Source organism: Staphylococcus sp. 510, from assembly GCF_057219715.1.
On record NZ_JBXVVK010000003.1, the window covers coordinates 91,602 to 109,396 of the forward strand.

17 protein-coding genes are annotated in these 17,795 nt (G+C 32.8%); 13 read left to right on the forward strand and 4 right to left on the reverse strand.

All coding sequences use genetic code 11. From position 1 onward, the window contains the following. Positions 1–6: 6 nt before the first annotated feature. The 3 genes from AC2D8K_RS03430 to AC2D8K_RS03440 are packed head-to-tail and all read left to right on the forward strand — an operon-like array spanning position 7 to position 3,696. Positions 7–1,086: an ABC transporter ATP-binding protein gene (locus tag AC2D8K_RS03430; RefSeq protein ID WP_002450779.1), complete on the forward strand. Its 1,080-nt coding sequence runs from the start codon at positions 7–9 to the stop codon at positions 1,084–1,086. Then, complete coding sequence (locus AC2D8K_RS03435; protein ID WP_002450778.1) at positions 1,079–2,020, forward strand: ABC transporter ATP-binding protein; 942 nt, start codon at positions 1,079–1,081, stop codon at positions 2,018–2,020. The genes AC2D8K_RS03430 and AC2D8K_RS03435 overlap by 8 nt, the downstream gene beginning before the upstream one ends. 20 nt (positions 2,021–2,040) lie before the next feature. Then, the gene (locus tag AC2D8K_RS03440; RefSeq protein ID WP_002450777.1) at positions 2,041–3,696 is read left to right on the forward strand and encodes a peptide ABC transporter substrate-binding protein; all 1,656 of its coding nucleotides are present in this window, start codon (positions 2,041–2,043) and stop codon (positions 3,694–3,696) included. Positions 3,697–3,754: 58 nt separating this feature from the next. Here the strand turns inward: AC2D8K_RS03440 and trpS are convergent, their stop codons facing one another. After that, positions 3,755–4,744 carry a tryptophan--tRNA ligase gene (gene trpS / locus AC2D8K_RS03445; protein ID WP_002450776.1) on the reverse strand — a complete coding sequence of 330 codons (990 nt, stop codon included), beginning with the start codon at positions 4,742–4,744 and terminating at the stop codon, positions 3,755–3,757. A gap of 285 nt (positions 4,745–5,029) precedes the next feature. On the opposite strand from trpS, the gene spxA reads away from it, so the two are divergent. The 4 genes from spxA (at position 5,030) to pepF (ending at position 9,366) form a co-directional block, all read left to right on the forward strand. Further along, positions 5,030–5,425 carry a transcriptional regulator SpxA gene (gene spxA, locus AC2D8K_RS03450; protein ID WP_002450775.1) on the forward strand — a complete coding sequence of 132 codons (396 nt, stop codon included), beginning with the start codon at positions 5,030–5,032 and terminating at the stop codon, positions 5,423–5,425. 262 nt (positions 5,426–5,687) lie between these two features. Further along, on the forward strand, positions 5,688–6,407 hold the full coding sequence (gene mecA / locus AC2D8K_RS03455) for an adaptor protein MecA (protein WP_002450774.1): 720 nt from the start codon (positions 5,688–5,690) through the stop codon (positions 6,405–6,407). A 119-nt stretch (positions 6,408–6,526) separates the two neighbouring features. Next, positions 6,527–7,513: a competence protein CoiA gene (locus tag AC2D8K_RS03460; protein WP_484698016.1), complete on the forward strand. Its 987-nt coding sequence runs from the start codon at positions 6,527–6,529 to the stop codon at positions 7,511–7,513. A gap of 44 nt (positions 7,514–7,557) precedes the next feature. After that, the gene (gene pepF / locus AC2D8K_RS03465; protein ID WP_037551955.1) at positions 7,558–9,366 is read left to right on the forward strand and encodes an oligoendopeptidase F; all 1,809 of its coding nucleotides are present in this window, start codon (positions 7,558–7,560) and stop codon (positions 9,364–9,366) included. A 330-nt stretch (positions 9,367–9,696) separates the two neighbouring features. On the opposite strand, the gene yjbH is transcribed toward pepF, so the two are convergent. The 3 genes from yjbH to AC2D8K_RS03480 form a co-directional block, all read right to left on the reverse strand. Continuing rightward, positions 9,697–10,500 carry a protease adaptor protein YjbH gene (gene yjbH / locus AC2D8K_RS03470; RefSeq protein WP_002450771.1) on the reverse strand — a complete coding sequence of 268 codons (804 nt, stop codon included), beginning with the start codon at positions 10,498–10,500 and terminating at the stop codon, positions 9,697–9,699. A gap of 16 nt (positions 10,501–10,516) precedes the next feature. Next, on the reverse strand, positions 10,517–10,888 hold the full coding sequence (locus AC2D8K_RS03475; protein WP_002450770.1) for a truncated hemoglobin YjbI: 372 nt from the start codon (positions 10,886–10,888) through the stop codon (positions 10,517–10,519). Between the two features lie 89 nt (positions 10,889–10,977). Continuing rightward, the gene (locus AC2D8K_RS03480; RefSeq protein ID WP_002450769.1) at positions 10,978–11,559 is read right to left on the reverse strand and encodes a CYTH domain-containing protein; all 582 of its coding nucleotides are present in this window, start codon (positions 11,557–11,559) and stop codon (positions 10,978–10,980) included. A 233-nt stretch (positions 11,560–11,792) separates the two neighbouring features. On the opposite strand from AC2D8K_RS03480, the gene AC2D8K_RS03485 reads away from it, so the two are divergent. Genes AC2D8K_RS03485 through AC2D8K_RS03510 form a run of 6 tightly spaced genes read left to right on the forward strand, consistent with a single transcriptional unit; the run spans position 11,793 to position 17,736 of the window. Then, positions 11,793–12,140: a UPF0738 family protein gene (locus tag AC2D8K_RS03485; protein ID WP_002450768.1), complete on the forward strand. Its 348-nt coding sequence runs from the start codon at positions 11,793–11,795 to the stop codon at positions 12,138–12,140. A 16-nt stretch (positions 12,141–12,156) separates the two neighbouring features. Continuing rightward, complete coding sequence (gene yjbM, locus AC2D8K_RS03490) at positions 12,157–12,792, forward strand: GTP diphosphokinase (RefSeq protein ID WP_002450767.1); 636 nt, start codon at positions 12,157–12,159, stop codon at positions 12,790–12,792. A 12-nt stretch (positions 12,793–12,804) separates the two neighbouring features. Beyond that, complete coding sequence (locus AC2D8K_RS03495) at positions 12,805–13,614, forward strand: NAD kinase (protein WP_002450766.1); 810 nt, start codon at positions 12,805–12,807, stop codon at positions 13,612–13,614. After that, positions 13,611–14,465 carry an RluA family pseudouridine synthase gene (locus AC2D8K_RS03500; protein ID WP_002450765.1) on the forward strand — a complete coding sequence of 285 codons (855 nt, stop codon included), beginning with the start codon at positions 13,611–13,613 and terminating at the stop codon, positions 14,463–14,465. Before AC2D8K_RS03495 ends, AC2D8K_RS03500 begins: the two co-directional genes overlap by 4 nt. Positions 14,466–14,489: 24 nt before the next feature. After that, on the forward strand, positions 14,490–15,881 hold the full coding sequence (mgtE, locus tag AC2D8K_RS03505) for a magnesium transporter (protein ID WP_002450764.1): 1,392 nt from the start codon (positions 14,490–14,492) through the stop codon (positions 15,879–15,881). A gap of 10 nt (positions 15,882–15,891) precedes the next feature. Then, positions 15,892–17,736 (forward strand): monovalent cation:proton antiporter family protein, encoded by a 1,845-nt coding sequence (locus tag AC2D8K_RS03510; protein WP_002450763.1) that lies wholly within the window; start codon positions 15,892–15,894, stop codon positions 17,734–17,736. Positions 17,737–17,795: the final 59 nt, after the last annotated feature.

Consider the following 17,795-nt stretch of genomic DNA (forward strand, 5'->3'; position numbering starts at 1 on the left):
ATGTATATGACAGAGAGAATTTTAGAAGTCAACGACTTGCATGTTTCGTTTGATATTTCTGCAGGTGAAGTTCAAGCTGTCCGAGGTGTAGACTTTTACCTGAATAAAGGGGAAACATTGGCAATTGTTGGAGAATCAGGTTCTGGCAAATCCGTTACGACTAAAGCAATCACGAAGCTATTCCAAGGGGATGCTGGTCGAATTAAACAGGGAGAAATTAACTTTTTAGGGGAAAATTTGGCAAATAAAAGTGAAAAAGAATTAATCAAATTGCGCGGTAGAGATATCTCAATGATATTCCAAGATCCAATGACCTCTTTAAACCCAACGATGCAAATTGGCAAACAAGTTATGGAACCATTAATTAAACATAAAAATCTAAGTAAATCTGAAGCTAAACAACGCGCATTAGAAATTTTAAATCTAGTTGGATTGCCAAATGCTGAAAAGCGTTTTAAAGCATACCCACATCAATTTTCAGGTGGTCAAAGACAAAGAATTGTTATCGCAACAGCACTGGCATGTGAACCCAAAGTATTAATCGCTGACGAACCGACGACAGCACTTGATGTAACAATGCAAGCGCAAATATTAGATTTGATGAAGGAACTTCAACAGAAAATTAATACTTCAATTATTTTTATTACACATGATCTAGGTGTTGTAGCAAATGTTGCTGATAGAGTAGCCGTTATGTATGGCGGACAAATGATTGAAACAGGTAATGTTGATGAAATCTTCTATGGTCCTAAACACCCTTATACTTGGGGATTATTATCATCCATGCCAGATTTAACTACGAGTAATGATACAGACTTAATTGCAATTCCTGGAACACCACCAGATTTATTACATCCACCGGTAGGAGATGCATTTGCTAGACGAAGTCAGTATGCATTAGATATTGATTTTAAAGAAGAAGCACCGTGGTTTAAAGTATCGCCTACACATTTTGTTAAGTCATGGTTATTAGATGAAAGAGCGCCCAAAGTTGAACCACCATTAGCAGTTCAAAAGCGCTTTAAAACATTACCTAACCAATATGAACAACCCATCAAAGTAGAGAGGGTGGCGTTTAATGATTAACCAAAAAAAGAAATTAGTAGAAGTGAAACATTTAAAACAATATTTTAACCAAGGTAAAAAGAACGAAGTTAGAGCAATTGAAGATATTTCGTTTGATATTTATAAAGGTGAAACTTTAGGTTTAGTTGGAGAATCAGGTTGTGGTAAATCAACTACAGGTAAAGCTATCATTAAATTAAATGATATTACTAGTGGAGAAATCATTTATGATGGTACGGATATACATAATATTCGTAAACGCCAAGATATGTTGAAATTCAACAAGAAGATTCAAATGATCTTTCAAGATCCCTATGCGTCTTTAAACCCACGTCTAAAAGTCATGGATATTGTTGGAGAAGGTATAGATATTCATCATTTAGCTACTGATAAACGAAATCGTAAAAAGCGTGTATATGATGCATTAGAAACAGTAGGCTTAAGTAAAGAACATGCGAACCGTTATCCTCATGAATTTTCAGGTGGACAACGTCAACGTATTGGTATAGCACGAGCATTAGCAGTAGAACCAGAATTTATTATTGCTGATGAGCCGATTTCAGCATTAGACGTTTCCATACAAGCACAAGTCGTCAATATAATGTTACGACTACAAAGAGAAAAAGGGATTACGTTCTTATTTATTGCCCATGATTTATCAATGGTTAAATATATTTCAGACAGAATAGCTGTGATGCATTTTGGGAAAATTGTTGAACTCGGACCTGCAGATGATATATATAATCATCCTTTACATGACTATACGAAGTCATTATTATCAGCGATTCCTCAACCTGATCCAGACGTTGAAAGACAAAGAAAACGGATTACATATGAAGCAAGCAATGCAGATGATCAAAATAGACAATTGCACGAGATTCGACCAGAACACTTTGTCTTTGCAACTGAAGCGGAAGCAGAAAAATTAAAACAGCATGTTAATACAGAAGGATAATTAAAGGGAGGGGGATACGTATGAGAAAATGGATAACACTGATTGCGATTTTTATCATTTCATTAAGCACCTTATCAGGGTGCAGTAACAGTAAAAGTTTATATTCAGATGAGGGTCAAGTATTTAGAAAAGTTATACCACAAGATATGACTACATTAGATACAACCTTGATGACTGAGTCAGTGTCAAGTGATGTTGCGGGACAAGTATTTGAAGGGCTATATACAATGGATAAACGTGATCAAGCAGAGCCAGCTGTTGCAACAAAATTTCCTAAGAAAAGTAAGGATGGTAAAACACTTACTATTAATTTAAGAAAAGACGCGAAATGGAGTAATGGGGACCCAGTTACTGCAAACGACTTTGTTTTCGCCTGGAGAAAAGTAGTTGATCCTAAAACTGGTTCAGAATTTGCGTATATTATGAGTGATATAAAAAATGCGGATCAAGTTAATGCCGGTAAAAAGCCAGTTAAGGATTTAGGTATCAAAGCGCTAAATAAATATAAACTACAAGTTAAATTGGAAAGACCGGTGCCATACATCAATGAGTTGTTAGCCTTAAATACTTTTAATCCTCAAAATGAAAAAGTGGCTAATAAATATGGTAAATCTTATGGAACAACTGATGATAAGGCTGTTTACAATGGACCATTCAAAGTAGTGAATTGGCAAGTTGAAGATAAAATCCAATTAGTAAAGAATAAAGACTATTGGGATAAAAATAATGTTAAACTTAGTCGTGTAAATTATAAAGTACTTAAGGATAACCAAGCTGGAGCTGCCTTGTATGATACCAATTCTGTTGATGATGCAATAATAGCTGCTGAACAAGTGGATAAATATAAAAACTCAGTTGCACTAAATAAAAGATTGACAGCTGGTACGTTCTTCATTAAATTGAATGAAAAGCAGGTTCCTGAATTTAAAAATAAACATTTAAGATTAGCGATTTCAAAAGCAATTAATAAAAAGCAATATGTTAAATCTGTATTTAATGATGGGTCTTTAGCATCAAATAATTTTACAGCTTTTGGAACTTCTAAAACACCCGAAGGTAAGGATTTCGCCAGCATTATAAATTCTCCATTGAAATATAACGAAAAAGAGGCTAAAGAAAATTGGAAAAAAGCAAAAAAAGAACTAGGTAAGAAGAAGGTGACGTTTACATTAAATGTACAAGATACACCTGTTCAAAAAATTTCTGCGGAATATATTAAGTCTCAGATAGAAAAAAATTTACCAGGAGTACAAATGAAGGTAAAACAGTTGCCATTTAAACAAAAGACCAATTTAGAACTTGCAAATAACTATGAAGCTTCTTATGCAGGCTGGGTACCAGATTATCCAGATCCAACCGCATTTTTACAAACAATGACAACAGGTAATTCACAAAATAACACAGAGTGGAGTAATAAAGAATACGATAAGCTAATAAAAGATGCCAATGGTAAATTACTTCAGAATGAAAATGAAAGAAATGCAACACTTCAAAAAGCAGAAAGAATTTTGCTAAATGAAGCACCTGTTGCACCAGTTTATCAAAAAGGAGAGGCCCATCTAACAAATCCTCAAGTAAAAGGATTGGTGTACCATAAGGTAGGTCCTGATACTACATTAAAAGATGTGTATATCGATAAATCGATTGATAGAGAAACTGGTAAAAAGAAAAAATAATATAATTAAAAAGCACTGAGGAATGACAACCTCAGTGCTTTTTCGTATGGTGAATCGATTATCTTTTACGGCCAAGACCCATAGCTTTTTCCATTTTTTTCAATGTTTTAAATGAGGCTTGATGTGCCTTTTCTCTACCTTTATCTAAAATGTCATCTAGTTCATCAGAGTTATAAAATGCGTCGTATTTTTCTTGGAAGTCAACTAGGAATGATTTAACTATTTCTGCTAAATCACCTTTGAATTTTCCGTAACCTTCACCATCATATTTCGCTTCAATTTCTTTAATAGGTTCGTTAGTTAAACCAGAATAGATTGAAAGTAAATTAGAAACGCCTGGTTTATTATCACGGTCAAACTTAATAATACCATCTGAATCAGTAACAGCACTTTTAATTTTTTTAGCTGCTACATTTGGTTCGTCTAATAGTGAAATGAAGTTCTTTTGATTATCATCACTTTTACTCATTTTTTTAGTAGGGTCTTGTAAACTCATCACACGACCACCCACTTTTGGCATACGGATTTCTGGTTTAATTAATACGTCATTATAACGACTATTAAATCTATCTACCAAATTACGTGTCAATTCCATATGTTGTTTTTGATCTTCACCAACAGGAACAATATTAGTATTATAAATCACTATATCAGCTGCCATTAATGGTGGATAAGTAAGTAATCCAGCTGGGACGCCATCAGTTCGTTTTTGAGCTTTATCTTTAAATTGTGTCATACGTTCTAATTCACCAATTGAAGCTATTGTAGTGAGCATCCATCCTGCTTGAACATGTGCAGGTACTTCAGATTGAATGAATAGGGTAGATTTGTCAGGATCAATACCTGAGGCTAGATATATTGCTGCGAGTTGTCTAATTTGTTTGCGTAATTTCAAACGGTCTTGAGGTACAGTGATTGCATGTTGATCAACAATACAGAAGAAACAATCATAATCATTTTGTATTTCTTCAAATTGTTTTAATGCACCTATATAGTTACCAATTGTTGGTATACCGCTTGGTTGAATGCCTGAAAATAATGTTTCCATATTAGATGCCTACTTTCTCAAATATTATTTATCTCTCATTATAACAGTATTTCTTTAAATTGTAAGTTGTGTTAAAATGAATGTATATCTAAGTATTAAATAGTTGAGAGATAATTTTGAATAATTTCAAGATTTCTCAGAAAAATTAGGATTTTCTCATTTAATTTTAATGTTAGATGGTTATAATATATATTGTAAGGTTAAGAAAGCAAATAATAATCATTTCTTTAATCTATAACTAATTTAAAATTAATGAATGAATCCATTTATAGGAGAGTGAGATGTATGGTAACATTATTTACTTCACCAAGTTGCACATCTTGCCGTAAAGCGAAAGCATGGTTACAAGAACATGACATTCCATATACGGAGCGTAACATTTTTTCTGAACATTTAACAATCGATGAAATTAAATTAATATTAAAAATGACTGAAGACGGAACTGATGAAATTATTTCAACTCGTTCTAAAACATACCAAAAATTGAATGTTGATATTGATTCTTTACCATTACAAGATTTATATTCAATTATTCAAGATAACCCAGGTTTATTACGTCGCCCAATCATTTTAGATGATAAACGTTTACAAGTAGGTTATAACGAGGATGAAATCAGACGTTTCTTACCAAGAAAAGTCCGTACGTTCCAATTACAAGAAGCTCAACGTTTGGTTGACTAATTACTTTAATAACTATGTGATTTTATCACTTTACTAAAAGATATTAAGACAACACTATTGTTAAATGGTGTTGTCTTTTGTGTATGCTTTAAAAAGTAAATCGAGAATAAATACGCTGTTTTTTAGCATTAAAATAGGGAATATGTTAATATAAGAAGCCATCTTAAGAATAGTTAAATTTAATCAAACAAATAGATTGTAATTTGAGTCACGTTCTAATACAATATGGTTACTATTCATCGACTGTAAGGAGTGAGATGATATGAGAATAGAACGCGTTGATGATACAACAGTTAAATTGTTTATAACATATAGCGACATAGAAGCACGTGGTTTTAGTCGTGAAGATTTATGGACTAACCGCAAACGCGGTGAAGAATTCTTCTGGTCAATGATGGATGAAATTAATGAAGAAGAAGATTTTGTCGTTGAAGGACCATTATGGATTCAAGTACATGCCTTTGAAAAAGGTGTGGAAGTGACTATTTCTAAGTCTAAAAATGAAGACGCCATGAATATGGCCGAAGATGGTAATTTTGATCAATTTGATGACCAAGTAAATGAACTTTTAGCTCAAACACTTGAAAGCGAAGATAATATCGAAAATATATTTGAACAACGTAATCAACAAAAGAAAGCGCAACAAGAGCAATCTCAAAGACAACGTAAACAAGCCAATATTCGTACAGTGATTGTAAAATTTGAAGACTTAGAACAAGTCATTAATTATGCATATCACAATAATCAAAGTGCTGATGAGTTTGAAGATTTACTTTATATGGTTGACTCACAATATTACTATGCTATTCATTTTGATGACACTGTTGATCAAGAGACAATTAACGATAGCTATAGTCAATTATTAGAATTTGCATACCCAACTGATAAAACAGAAGTATATTTAAATGATTATGGTAAGATTATTATGAGCCATAACGTTACTTCACAAGTGCGTCGTTACTTTACTGATGCAGTTGAATAATGATAATAGAGTGATTTTAACGAGACATATTGATGTCTCGTTTTTTTTATATTTAAGGAAACGATAATTGACACAAGTAAATTGAGGGTTTGCTTCGTTGAAATATATGAGGTGAACTGATGTTAGTAGCTATAAATGAAAATCATGAATATGTGTTAGCAAAACAAGCAATAAAGAATAGGAACTATTACTGTCCACATTGTAGAACGAAAGTAATTTTAAAAAATGGGGCGAAAGTAATAGCGCATTTTGCGCATATGGATCCATGTAAGATATGGCGTTCAAAAGGGGAAAGTTCATTACATTATCAAACTAAATACACAATTGCCGCAATGTTTAAAAGGGTGAACTATAATGTTGAAATTGAACCATATTATGAAAATATACAACAGTTTCCTGACATCGTAGTTAATTCATCATTTGCGATTGAAGTACAATTTTCTTCCATTCCTTTGTCTGAAATTCAAAAGCGTACCGTAGGGCTAATGAGTGTCGGACTTAGACCAGTTTGGATTATCGAAGATATCAAATACAGAAACGGTAAATTAACATTAAATAACCAGCAAGCCAGTTTTATAAATGCGATTCATAGGTCTTTGTACACATGGCAAGAAAAGTGTTGCCAATTAATTAGATATTCAAATATCCAAAATATTGGAGGGAGACAATTTCGTGCAACAAGGACCATTGTTGAAGATGTGGCAACAATACTGACGGAAAAAAGACATAACAATATGGCATATTATAAGTTAGATGAAAGCTTGATAACTCGATATATACAATACTGTCGTCGTAAGAATTCGGTATTAGAACCCACTTTAAGTGCTATGTATCAATTGCGACTTAATGACAAACATGTCATTCAACAGTTTGGTATCATTATCCCATTACAAATCTTTATCAAAACACATCCAATTGAATGGCAACTACAATTTCGACTTTTAGAACTACGTGACGAATTGACGTGTCAGAACATAGATACTGTGATTAAGTTACGACATTTTGCAAATCACCATTACAGCCAATCAATTCTGTTAAATAAAATAATAGAACAGTACCAAAATGCTCGAAAAACGAAATGTAATGACGTGCAAATTATCCGTTAAAATGAGAAAATTAAGTTATTGATTATTTCGAGGAGGTTTACATGATGAGTCAACAATTATCTAGAGAAGAACAGGAACATAAATATCCTGAATATACATGGGATTTAACAACAATATTCCCGAGTGATGATGCATTTGAAGAAGCTTTTAAAGATGTAGAAAGTGACATTGGTAAAGAAGAACAATTTAAAGGTCACCTAGGAGATAGTGCAGATACTTTATATCAAGCATTAGCGTTAGAAGACGAAATAGGTACTAAATTAGAAAAGGTATATGTCTATGCCCACTTAAAACAAGACCAAGATACTGCCAATGATCAATACACAGGAATGGAAGCACGTGCACATCAATTAATTATTAAATTTAGTTCAGCATGGAGCTTTTTAGTACCAGAAATTTTACAACTTGATGAAAAGACAATTCAAACGTTTATTCAATCAAACGATAAATTAAAACAATATGAATTTGATCTACAACTCATCAATGAAAAGCGCCCACATATACTAGATGCTGATACTGAAAAATTATTAACTGAAGCACAAGATGCATTATCTACGCCTTCAAATGTATACGGTATGTTCAGTAATGCAGATTTAGAATTTGAAGATGCTATAGATAAAGATGGTAAAGCACATCCATTAACGCAAGGTACGTTTATAAAATATCTAGAATCAGATGATCGTGTTTTAAGAGAATCTGCATTTAGAAATGTATATAAAGCTTATGGTTCTCATAACAATACGTTAGGCGCGACATTAGCAGGTGAAGTGAAGAAAAATGTATTTAACGCGCGTACACATCACTATAAATCTGCTCGTGAAAAAGCTTTGAGTAATAATCATATTCCAGAAGAAGTCTATGATAACCTAGTGAAAACTGTTCACAAATATTTACCTTTACTTCATAGATATACGCGTTTAAGACAAGAGTTATTAGGCATCGATGACTTAAAAATGTATGATTTATATACACCATTAGTGAAAGACGTTAAATTTGAAATGCCTTATGAAGAGGCTAAATCATGGATGTTAAAAGCACTTGAACCAATGGGTGAAGAATATTTAAATGTGGTTAAAGAAGGATTGGATAATCGCTGGGTTGATGTTTATGAAAACAAAGGTAAACGATCTGGTGGATATTCATCTGGTGCACATTTAACAAATCCATTCATCTTATTAAATTGGTCAGATACAGTTTCAGATTTATATACTTTAGTTCATGAATTTGGTCACTCAGCACATAGTTATTTCAGTCGTCAAAATCAACCATCCAATCTAAGTGACTATACAATATTTGTAGCTGAAGTAGCATCTACATGTAATGAAGCTTTATTAAGCGATTATATGGATAAACATTTAGATGACGACAAACGTTTATTATTATTGAATCAAGAACTCGAACGCTTTAGAGCGACATTATTCCGTCAAACCATGTTTGCAGAATTTGAACATAAAATTCATCAAATAGAAGAAGCAGGGGAACCATTAACTCCAACTCGTATGAATGAAGAGTATGCCAAACTGAATAAACAATATTTTGGTGATGCAGTTGAAACAGATGAAGACATTAGTAAAGAATGGTCACGAATTCCTCACTTCTATATGAATTATTATGTATATCAATACGCAACAGGTTATAGTGCTGCACAAAGTTTAAGTCACCAAATCTTAACAGAGGGACAACCAGCTGTTGAAAGATATATTAATGAATTCTTGAAAAAAGGTAGCTCAAATTATCCAATTGAAATCTTAAAAAATGCAGGTGTAGATATGACATCACCTGAACCAATTGAGCAAGCTTGTGAAGTATTTGAACAGAAATTAGATGCTTTTGAAAAACTTATGAAAGCTTAATATGATTGAATTCGCTTACATTATGAACAGATTGTGACAATTTAAATTTAATCAAACTCAAAGGTTGAAATGGGCTATACGTCGTGTTATATTATGAACATGAAATTAATCACATAACAAACATACCCCTTTGTTTGAAGTGAAAAATTTCTCCCATCCCCTTTGTTTAGCGTCGTGTAATCAGACACGGCGTTTTTTATTTGTCTTAAAATAGGTAGTAGGCAATATACATAAATTATTCAAATTATGAATAAACAAAAAATCAGCGCAACAGATATCAAATAATCTGTTGCGCTGATTTTTAAATATTGATAGAGCCAAGATAGGATTTCAACATTTAGGCATTTTAGATTTCCAAAACTTGCCGTCAGGATAATTTAATTTTTCCACTTTCTGTTGAAGCATGAGTTTTTTCAATTCTTTATTTAATAATTTTTCAGGCCACTCATATATTGTGAGTAACTCTTCCATTGTCACAAGTTGCTTCTGTTGTATATATGTTTCTAACTTCGGTGGCAAACTCTTTTCGATTGGCGTTCCCATAAGTTCATTGATGATGTATGTGTATATGTGATATGGATAAAGCCCTTCAACTTTTAACCCTTCTTCATGCACGTCTTCACTGAAGAATACGAGGGATGGAGACTGTTCTATTTCCATTTCACGTGCTATATGCAAGTCAACTTTTAAACTTTCTGTTAGTTTACTTTTCTGTAAGTCTTCTTTAAACACATCATAATCAATTCCAGCATTTTTTACACAATCACATATCATTTCTTCGGTGATAATATCGCGCTTAGGTATAATTTCATTTTGCATTAAATGTATAAATCGTTCTGCTCTTAAACGGCCTTGTAATTCGGCCGCTTTGTATGCGAGTGCAATATTATCGAAATCAGAGGTGCTTTGTGCTTGGCATTTTGTTAAAACTTTTAATGAAGGATTAAGAATATGTCTAACACGTATATATTGATTATATTCAATTCTTAGTTTTGATAAGATTGCCGATATTTTGAAACAATCTTTACTAAAAGGATCGAAAAAAGAGTAAATTTCTATTTTGCATACAGGTGATAGATCAGTATTTGCATCTTCACGACTCTTATTCTCCATTACTCTTAACTCTTCAGCCATGTCTTTTCACCTACAATTATTTTTCGGAATTCACCATATGATTAGCTGTTAGTCGCAATCTTTCAAATAAATAGTCACCAACCCCAGCAGGGAAGTTAGCATGATTAATTGCTATAGACATATTTTCTAACCAAGCATCGCGCTCATATTCAGTAATCGTAAATTCCATATGTCGTCTTTTCAACATGGGATGTCCATGTTCCTGTGTATATAAATCAGGGCCTCCTAAAAACTGAGTTAAAAATTGTTTTTGTTTTCTACTCGTTTCTATAAAATCACCAGGGAATAAATGATTAATTCTATCGTCTTTTTCTACTAATTGATAAAAATGATCAATCATTTGATATAGTGCATCTTGCCCAATGATGTCATATGGTGTTTTAGGCATAATATCACCGTATTTCATTAATATATATCTAATATAACATGAATTTTTACATTTGAAAGTAATTTGCATTATAGCTTCCGTTGTTGTTGTTACGCTAAATTAGCTTTTCTATTAAAGAAACGTTGGACTTTGTTTAAAGGCTTCTCGTGGGTCATTTGAAATGATTTCAGTAAGTCATAAAACTTTTGTAAACCCTCTTCATAATCATGTACTTCGAATTCTAGCTCGTAATCTTCAGTGCCGAGATATTCACTTTTGTCTAACACAAGAAGTTCATTTTGATAAGATGTCTCCATTCTATATGTAGTTAAAGCGCCTAATATCACTAATGTACCATCTTGAACATCAAAGTCATCCACTAAAATTTGTCTAATCTCGACAGGCAATTGATTGTGATAAACCATTTTGTCAATTTCAGGTTCAAGAGGGACATTAAAATTGTATTCCGTTAAACCTACCTCTGCAGGTACTTTGAGCGTCATCTCATAAGTATTGTCTTTGACTCGAATTCTTAAAGCAGAATAGTGATCTTTGAGTTTGAAATCGGCAGTATCTATATAGTAATTGATCTGTTTGAAAGGTGATTTATCCTTGAAATATTGATCTTTAATATTATTATATGTTGATTCACTAAGTATTTGTTTAAATTCAATTTCATTATTAGTTGCCATTCATTGTAACTCCTCTGCGTCATTGTTTGATTTACTATTAGTATGACTGAATTGGCTCTTGTTTTAAAGTAAGACAATGTTTTGAAAAGACAAACATTATTAAAAATTGAAATTAGAATAATAATATATCTAAAAAAATTCAAATACATATAATAATGTGACAATATTCGGCTACATACGTGTGATGTAAGCATAAATTATGTTAAACTAATATGGAATAAGGAGGGGCAAGCATGCGTATATATATAAATGAAATCAAAGTGAAAGACGATACAATTTACTGTTATTCAGAAGATTCGATTGAAGGATTAGAAGAAGTAGGACAAATGCTTGTTGATAGTGATAATTATGGATTTGCATACATCTTAGATGATGGTCAATCCTATTCGTATTTAATCTTTGTAGAAGAAACATGGTCGATGTTACATGAAAACAAAGGGAAGAAACTCATTGTAAACGATGAGTTAGAACTTAAACATTTCCAAGAGGAATTAGATTACATATTAGACAATATTGAAGGCAATAATAACTATGGTAAGGAGTTTGTTTCTGCTGTTGAAAAAACTTTTGAACTAGAATGAAGCGGAGTGAAGTAATATGAACCAGTGGGATCAATTTTTAACACCCTACAAACAGGCTGTTAATGAATTAAAAGTAAAATTAAAAGGATTACGTAAACAATATGAGATTAGTGAACACAGTTCTCCCATTGAATTCGTAACAGGCCGCGTTAAACCTATTTCAAGTATTATAGATAAAGCAAACAAAAGGGAAATTCCATTTGATAGATTAAGAGAAGAAATGTATGACATAGCTGGACTCAGAATTATGTGCCAATTTGTTGATGATATAGATGTCGTAGTTAATATATTACGTCAACGTAAGGATTTTAGTGTTGTTGAAGAAAGAGACTATATTCGAAATACCAAACCAAGTGGCTATCGTTCATATCATGTGATTATTGAATATCCTATTGAAACATTAAATGGACAGAAATCTATTCTAGCTGAAATTCAGATTAGAACATTGGCTATGAATTTCTGGTCAACCATAGAACATACATTGCGTTATAAATATGATGGAGATTATCCAGATGAGATACAGCATCGTTTAGAAAGAGCGGCAGAAGCGGCTTACTTATTAGACGAAGAAATGTCCGAGATAAAAGATGAAATTCAAGAAGCACAGAAGTATTATACTCAAAAACGTGCGAAAAAACATGAAAATGACTAATGAGGTGTAAACATGCGTTATACAATCCTAACTAAAGGTGATTCTAAGTCCAATGCGTTAAAGCATAAAATGATTAACTATATGAAAGATTTTCAGATGGTTGAAGATAATGAAAACCCAGAAATAGTCATTTCAGTCGGTGGGGATGGCACTTTACTACAAGCATTTCATCAATATAGTCATATGTTGTCGAAAGTGGCATTTGTTGGTGTTCACACCGGACATTTAGGGTTTTATGCTGACTGGTTACCTCATGAAGTCGAAAAATTAATAATTGAAATCAATAATTCGGAATTTCAAGTTATTGAATATCCATTATTAGAAATCATTGTTCGATATAATAATAATGGTTATGAAACAAGGTATTTAGCATTGAATGAAGCTACAATGAAAACTGAAAATGGATCAACATTAGTTGTGGATGTTAATATTCGCGGTAAACATTTTGAGCGTTTTAGAGGAGATGGACTTTGTATATCTACGCCATCTGGGTCAACAGCTTATAATAAGGCTTTAGGTGGTGCATTAATCCATCCATCTTTAGAAGCAATGCAAATTGCTGAGATTGCTTCAATCAACAATCGTGTGTTTAGAACAGTGGGTTCACCATTAGTACTTCCTAAACATCATACTTGTTTGATAACACCTGTCAATCACGATACAATACGAACTACGATTGATCATGTGAGTATTAAGCATAAGAATGTAAATGCAATCCAGTATAGAGTAGCAAATGAAAAGGTAAGATTTGCACGCTTTAGACCATTCCCATTCTGGAAGAGGGTACACGATTCATTTATTTCAAGTGATGATGAAGTATGATTTTTAGATATACGATTGCACAGCAAGAAACGCTTAAATCATTTTTACAACGACATGACTTTTCTAAGAAAACAATTAGCGCCATTAAAACTAATGGCGCTTTACTTGTCAATCAGAGGCCTTTCACAGTGAGGTATCAATTGAACTTAGGCGATCAGCTTGTTGTTCAACTACCGTTAGAAATACCTAGTGCCAATTTATTACCATACTTGAAACCACTAGATATATTATTCGAAGACGACTATATCATTATTGTATCTAAACCCAATAGACAAAACTGTGCACCTTCATGTGAACATCCACATGAAAGCTTAGTTGAACAAGTATTGGGTTATTTACTACATAAAGGTGAACATACCAATCCTCACATCGTAACCCGTTTAGATCGAAATACTACTGGGATTGTACTTTTCGCGAAATATGGTTATATCCACCATTTATTTTCAAAAACTAAAATGGATAAGGTTTATACGTGTTTGGCACACGGTATTACTGAACCAAGTGGCGTGATTGAAGCACCCATTGCTAGAAATGAAGCAAGTATTATAGAAAGGCAAGTATCAGAAAACGGTAAATATGCCAAAACATTGTATCGTACTATAAAACAAAAAGAGAATGTAAGTTGTTGCGAAGTGCAACTGTGTACGGGTCGAACACATCAGATTAGAGTGCATTTTCAATATATAGGTCATCCTTTAATAGGTGATACATTGTACGGCGGAAAACATGGTAAAATAGAAGGGCAATGCTTACATTGTTCAAAACTTTGTTTTGAACATCCAGTTAATAAAAAAATGATACATATCGAAATTGATCATAAACAACTCAATCAATGGTATGACTTAATATAAAAAATTGTTTTGGAGGTGTTTAATTTGTCTAACGACACAGAATTAAAAGAGAAAGAACATGTGAACGAAGACGTGTATGATAAAGATTTATTAGATCGATTATTACAAGATGGCGACATTGATGTATTTAGAGAAGAATTTTTATCAATGCATAATTACGAACAAAGTGCGTACTTTGAAGATACCGATGAAGAAAAGCGACAAAAGATATTTGAATTCTTATCTCCTAGTGAAGTTGCTGATTTCTTCGACCATTTAGATATAGATGATGAAGAATATGAGGAGCTATTCGATAATATCAATGCGAACTATGCTAGTCATATTTTAGAAGAGATGTCTTACGATAATGCGGTAGATATTTTAAACGAATTATCCAAACCGAAAGTTGCTAGTTTACTCACATTAATGAATAACGAAGATGCAAATGAAATCAAAGCATTGTTACATTATGAAGAAGATACTGCCGGCGGTATTATGACGACGGAATATCTTTCTTTAAAATCAACAACACCCGTGAAAGAAGCATTGATGCATGTTAAAGAACAAGCGCCTAATGCAGAAACCATATATGTCATTTTTGCGGTAAATGAAGATGATCAATTAGTTGGTGTTCTATCATTAAGGGACCTAATCACTGCTGAAAACGATGCTTATATTGAAGATGTCATGAGCGAACGTGTTATTAGCGTTGATGTTGCAACAGACCAAGAAGACGTTGCACAAACAATGAGAGACTATGATTTTATTGCGGTACCAGTAGTAGATTATCAAAATCACTTACTAGGAATCATTACAATCGATGACATTTTAGATGTAATGGACGAAGAAGCTAGTGAAGACTACTCTCGTTTAGCCGGGGTTTCTGATATTGACTCTACGAATGACTCAGTCATCAAAACAGCGACGAAACGCTTACCGTGGTTAATCATTTTAACATTCTTAGGTATGATAACAGCGACTATTCTAGGTAGTTTTGAGGATACATTATCTAAGGTTGCCTTATTAGCAGCATTCATTCCTATTATTAGCGGGATGTCAGGTAATTCTGGTACACAATCATTAGCCGTTTCTGTGCGTAATATCTCAACTGGAGATATTGATGAACAAAGTAAGTTTAAAGTAGTTTTAAGAGAAGCAGGAAGCGGATTGTTGTCTGGAATTGTGTGCTCAATTATTTTAATTATTATTATTATTTCAATCTATCGACAACCATTATTAGCAGTCATCGTAGGTGGTAGTTTGACTTGTGCTATGACAGTTGGAACATTGGTAGGATCAATGATTCCATTACTTATGAATAAATTAAAAATTGACCCAGCAGTAGCAAGTGGTCCATTTATTACAACAATTAATGATATTGTCAGTATGTTAATTTATTTCGGCTTAGCAACATCATTTATGTCTTATTTAACTTAAGGAGGAACGAATGGAGTTCTTATCACTTGTGATTGTAGTCGTTGCTGCATTTTTAACACCTATTATTGTTAATAGGTTGAATATCAACTTTTTGCCAGTAGTCGTCGCTGAAATCTTAATGGGAATTATCATTGGTAATTCATTTTTAAATCTAGTAACCAAAGATTCTATGCTTAATATTCTATCAACATTAGGCTTTATCTTTTTAATGTTTTTAAGTGGTTTGGAAATTGATTTTAATGCATTTAAAAAGGATGCACGACCACGACAAGGTGAAAGTAAAGAAGAAAAGAAAGTACCTGGTCATTTAAATCTAGCTATGTTAGTTTTCGGGTTAATTATGATTGTATCAATCATTTTAGCCTTTGCATTTAAATGGTTCGGTTTAATCGATGATGTATTATTAATGGTTATTATCATTTCAACGATTTCTTTAGGTGTTGTAGTACCGACATTAAAAGAAATGAACATTATGAGAACTACGATTGGACAATTTATCCTTCTAGTAGCGGTATTAGCCGATTTAGTTACAATGATATTATTAACTATATATGGTGCAGTGAACGGCCATGGTGGTAGCACTATATGGCTTACTGGCATATTAGTTGTATTCACTATTGTATTTTATGTTATCGGTGTATTATTCAAGCGCATGTCATTTTTACAAAAGTTAATGGGTGGTACAACCCAAATTGGTATTCGTGCTGTCTTTGCCCTTATTATATTGCTTGTAGCTTTGGCTGAAGGCGTAGGTGCAGAATACATACTCGGAGCATTCTTAGCAGGTGTTGTTGTATCATTATTAAATCCTGATGAAGAAATGGTTGAAAAGTTAGATTCATTTGGTTATGGATTCTTTATTCCAATTTTCTTCATTATGGTTGGTGTTGATTTAAATATTCCGTCACTTGTTAAAGAACCATCGCTACTGATTATTATTCCTATATTAATCTTAGCATTTATCGTATCTAAGTTAATTCCAGTATTCATTATCAAACGTTGGTTCGATTTAAAAACAACGATTGCCTCTGGATTTTTATTAACTTCAACATTATCGCTTGTGATTGCAGCTGCCAAAATTGCGGAGCAGCTTAAGACAATTTCGCCTGAGACATCAGGATTACTGATATTAAGTGCAGTCATTACATGTGTATTTGTACCAGTCATCTTTAAAAAATTATTCCCTGTACCAAATGAAATGAATCGTCGTATCGAAGTGAGTTTAATTGGTAAAAATCAACTCACTATTCCAATTGCTCAGAACTTAACATCACAACTGTATGATATTTCACTTTATTATCGTAAAGATTTAAGTGATAGTCGCAAGTTATCCGATGAAATTACAATGATTGAAATTGCGGATTATGAGCAAGAGATACTAGAAAGATTAGGTCTATTCGATCGTGATATTGTTGTTTGTGCGACAAATGATGATGAAATAAATAGAAAAGTGGCCCTAATGGCGAAAGAACATGGTGTTGAACGTGTTATTTGTAGATTAGAAAGTACCAATGAAGATATGGAAATGAAATCATTAGGTATTGAAATTTTCAGTAACTACTTAAGTAATAAGATTTTACTTAAAGGTTTAATAGAAACACCTAATATGCTTAACCTATTAAGTAATGTAGAAACATCATTGTATGAGATTCAAATGTTGAATCATCAATATGAAAATATGCAATTACGAAACTTCCCATTCGGTGGAGACATAATCTTCGTGAGAATTGTCCGTAATAATGACTCTATCGTTCCACACGGTGACACACAATTACGCTACAAAGATAGATTGATTGTTACAGGATCAAAAGAATATGTTGACGAATTAAAACAAGAATTAGAATTTTATTATTAATCTATTATACAAATCGTCTGTAAGTATAAGTGATACTTGCAGGCGATTTGCTATTGAAG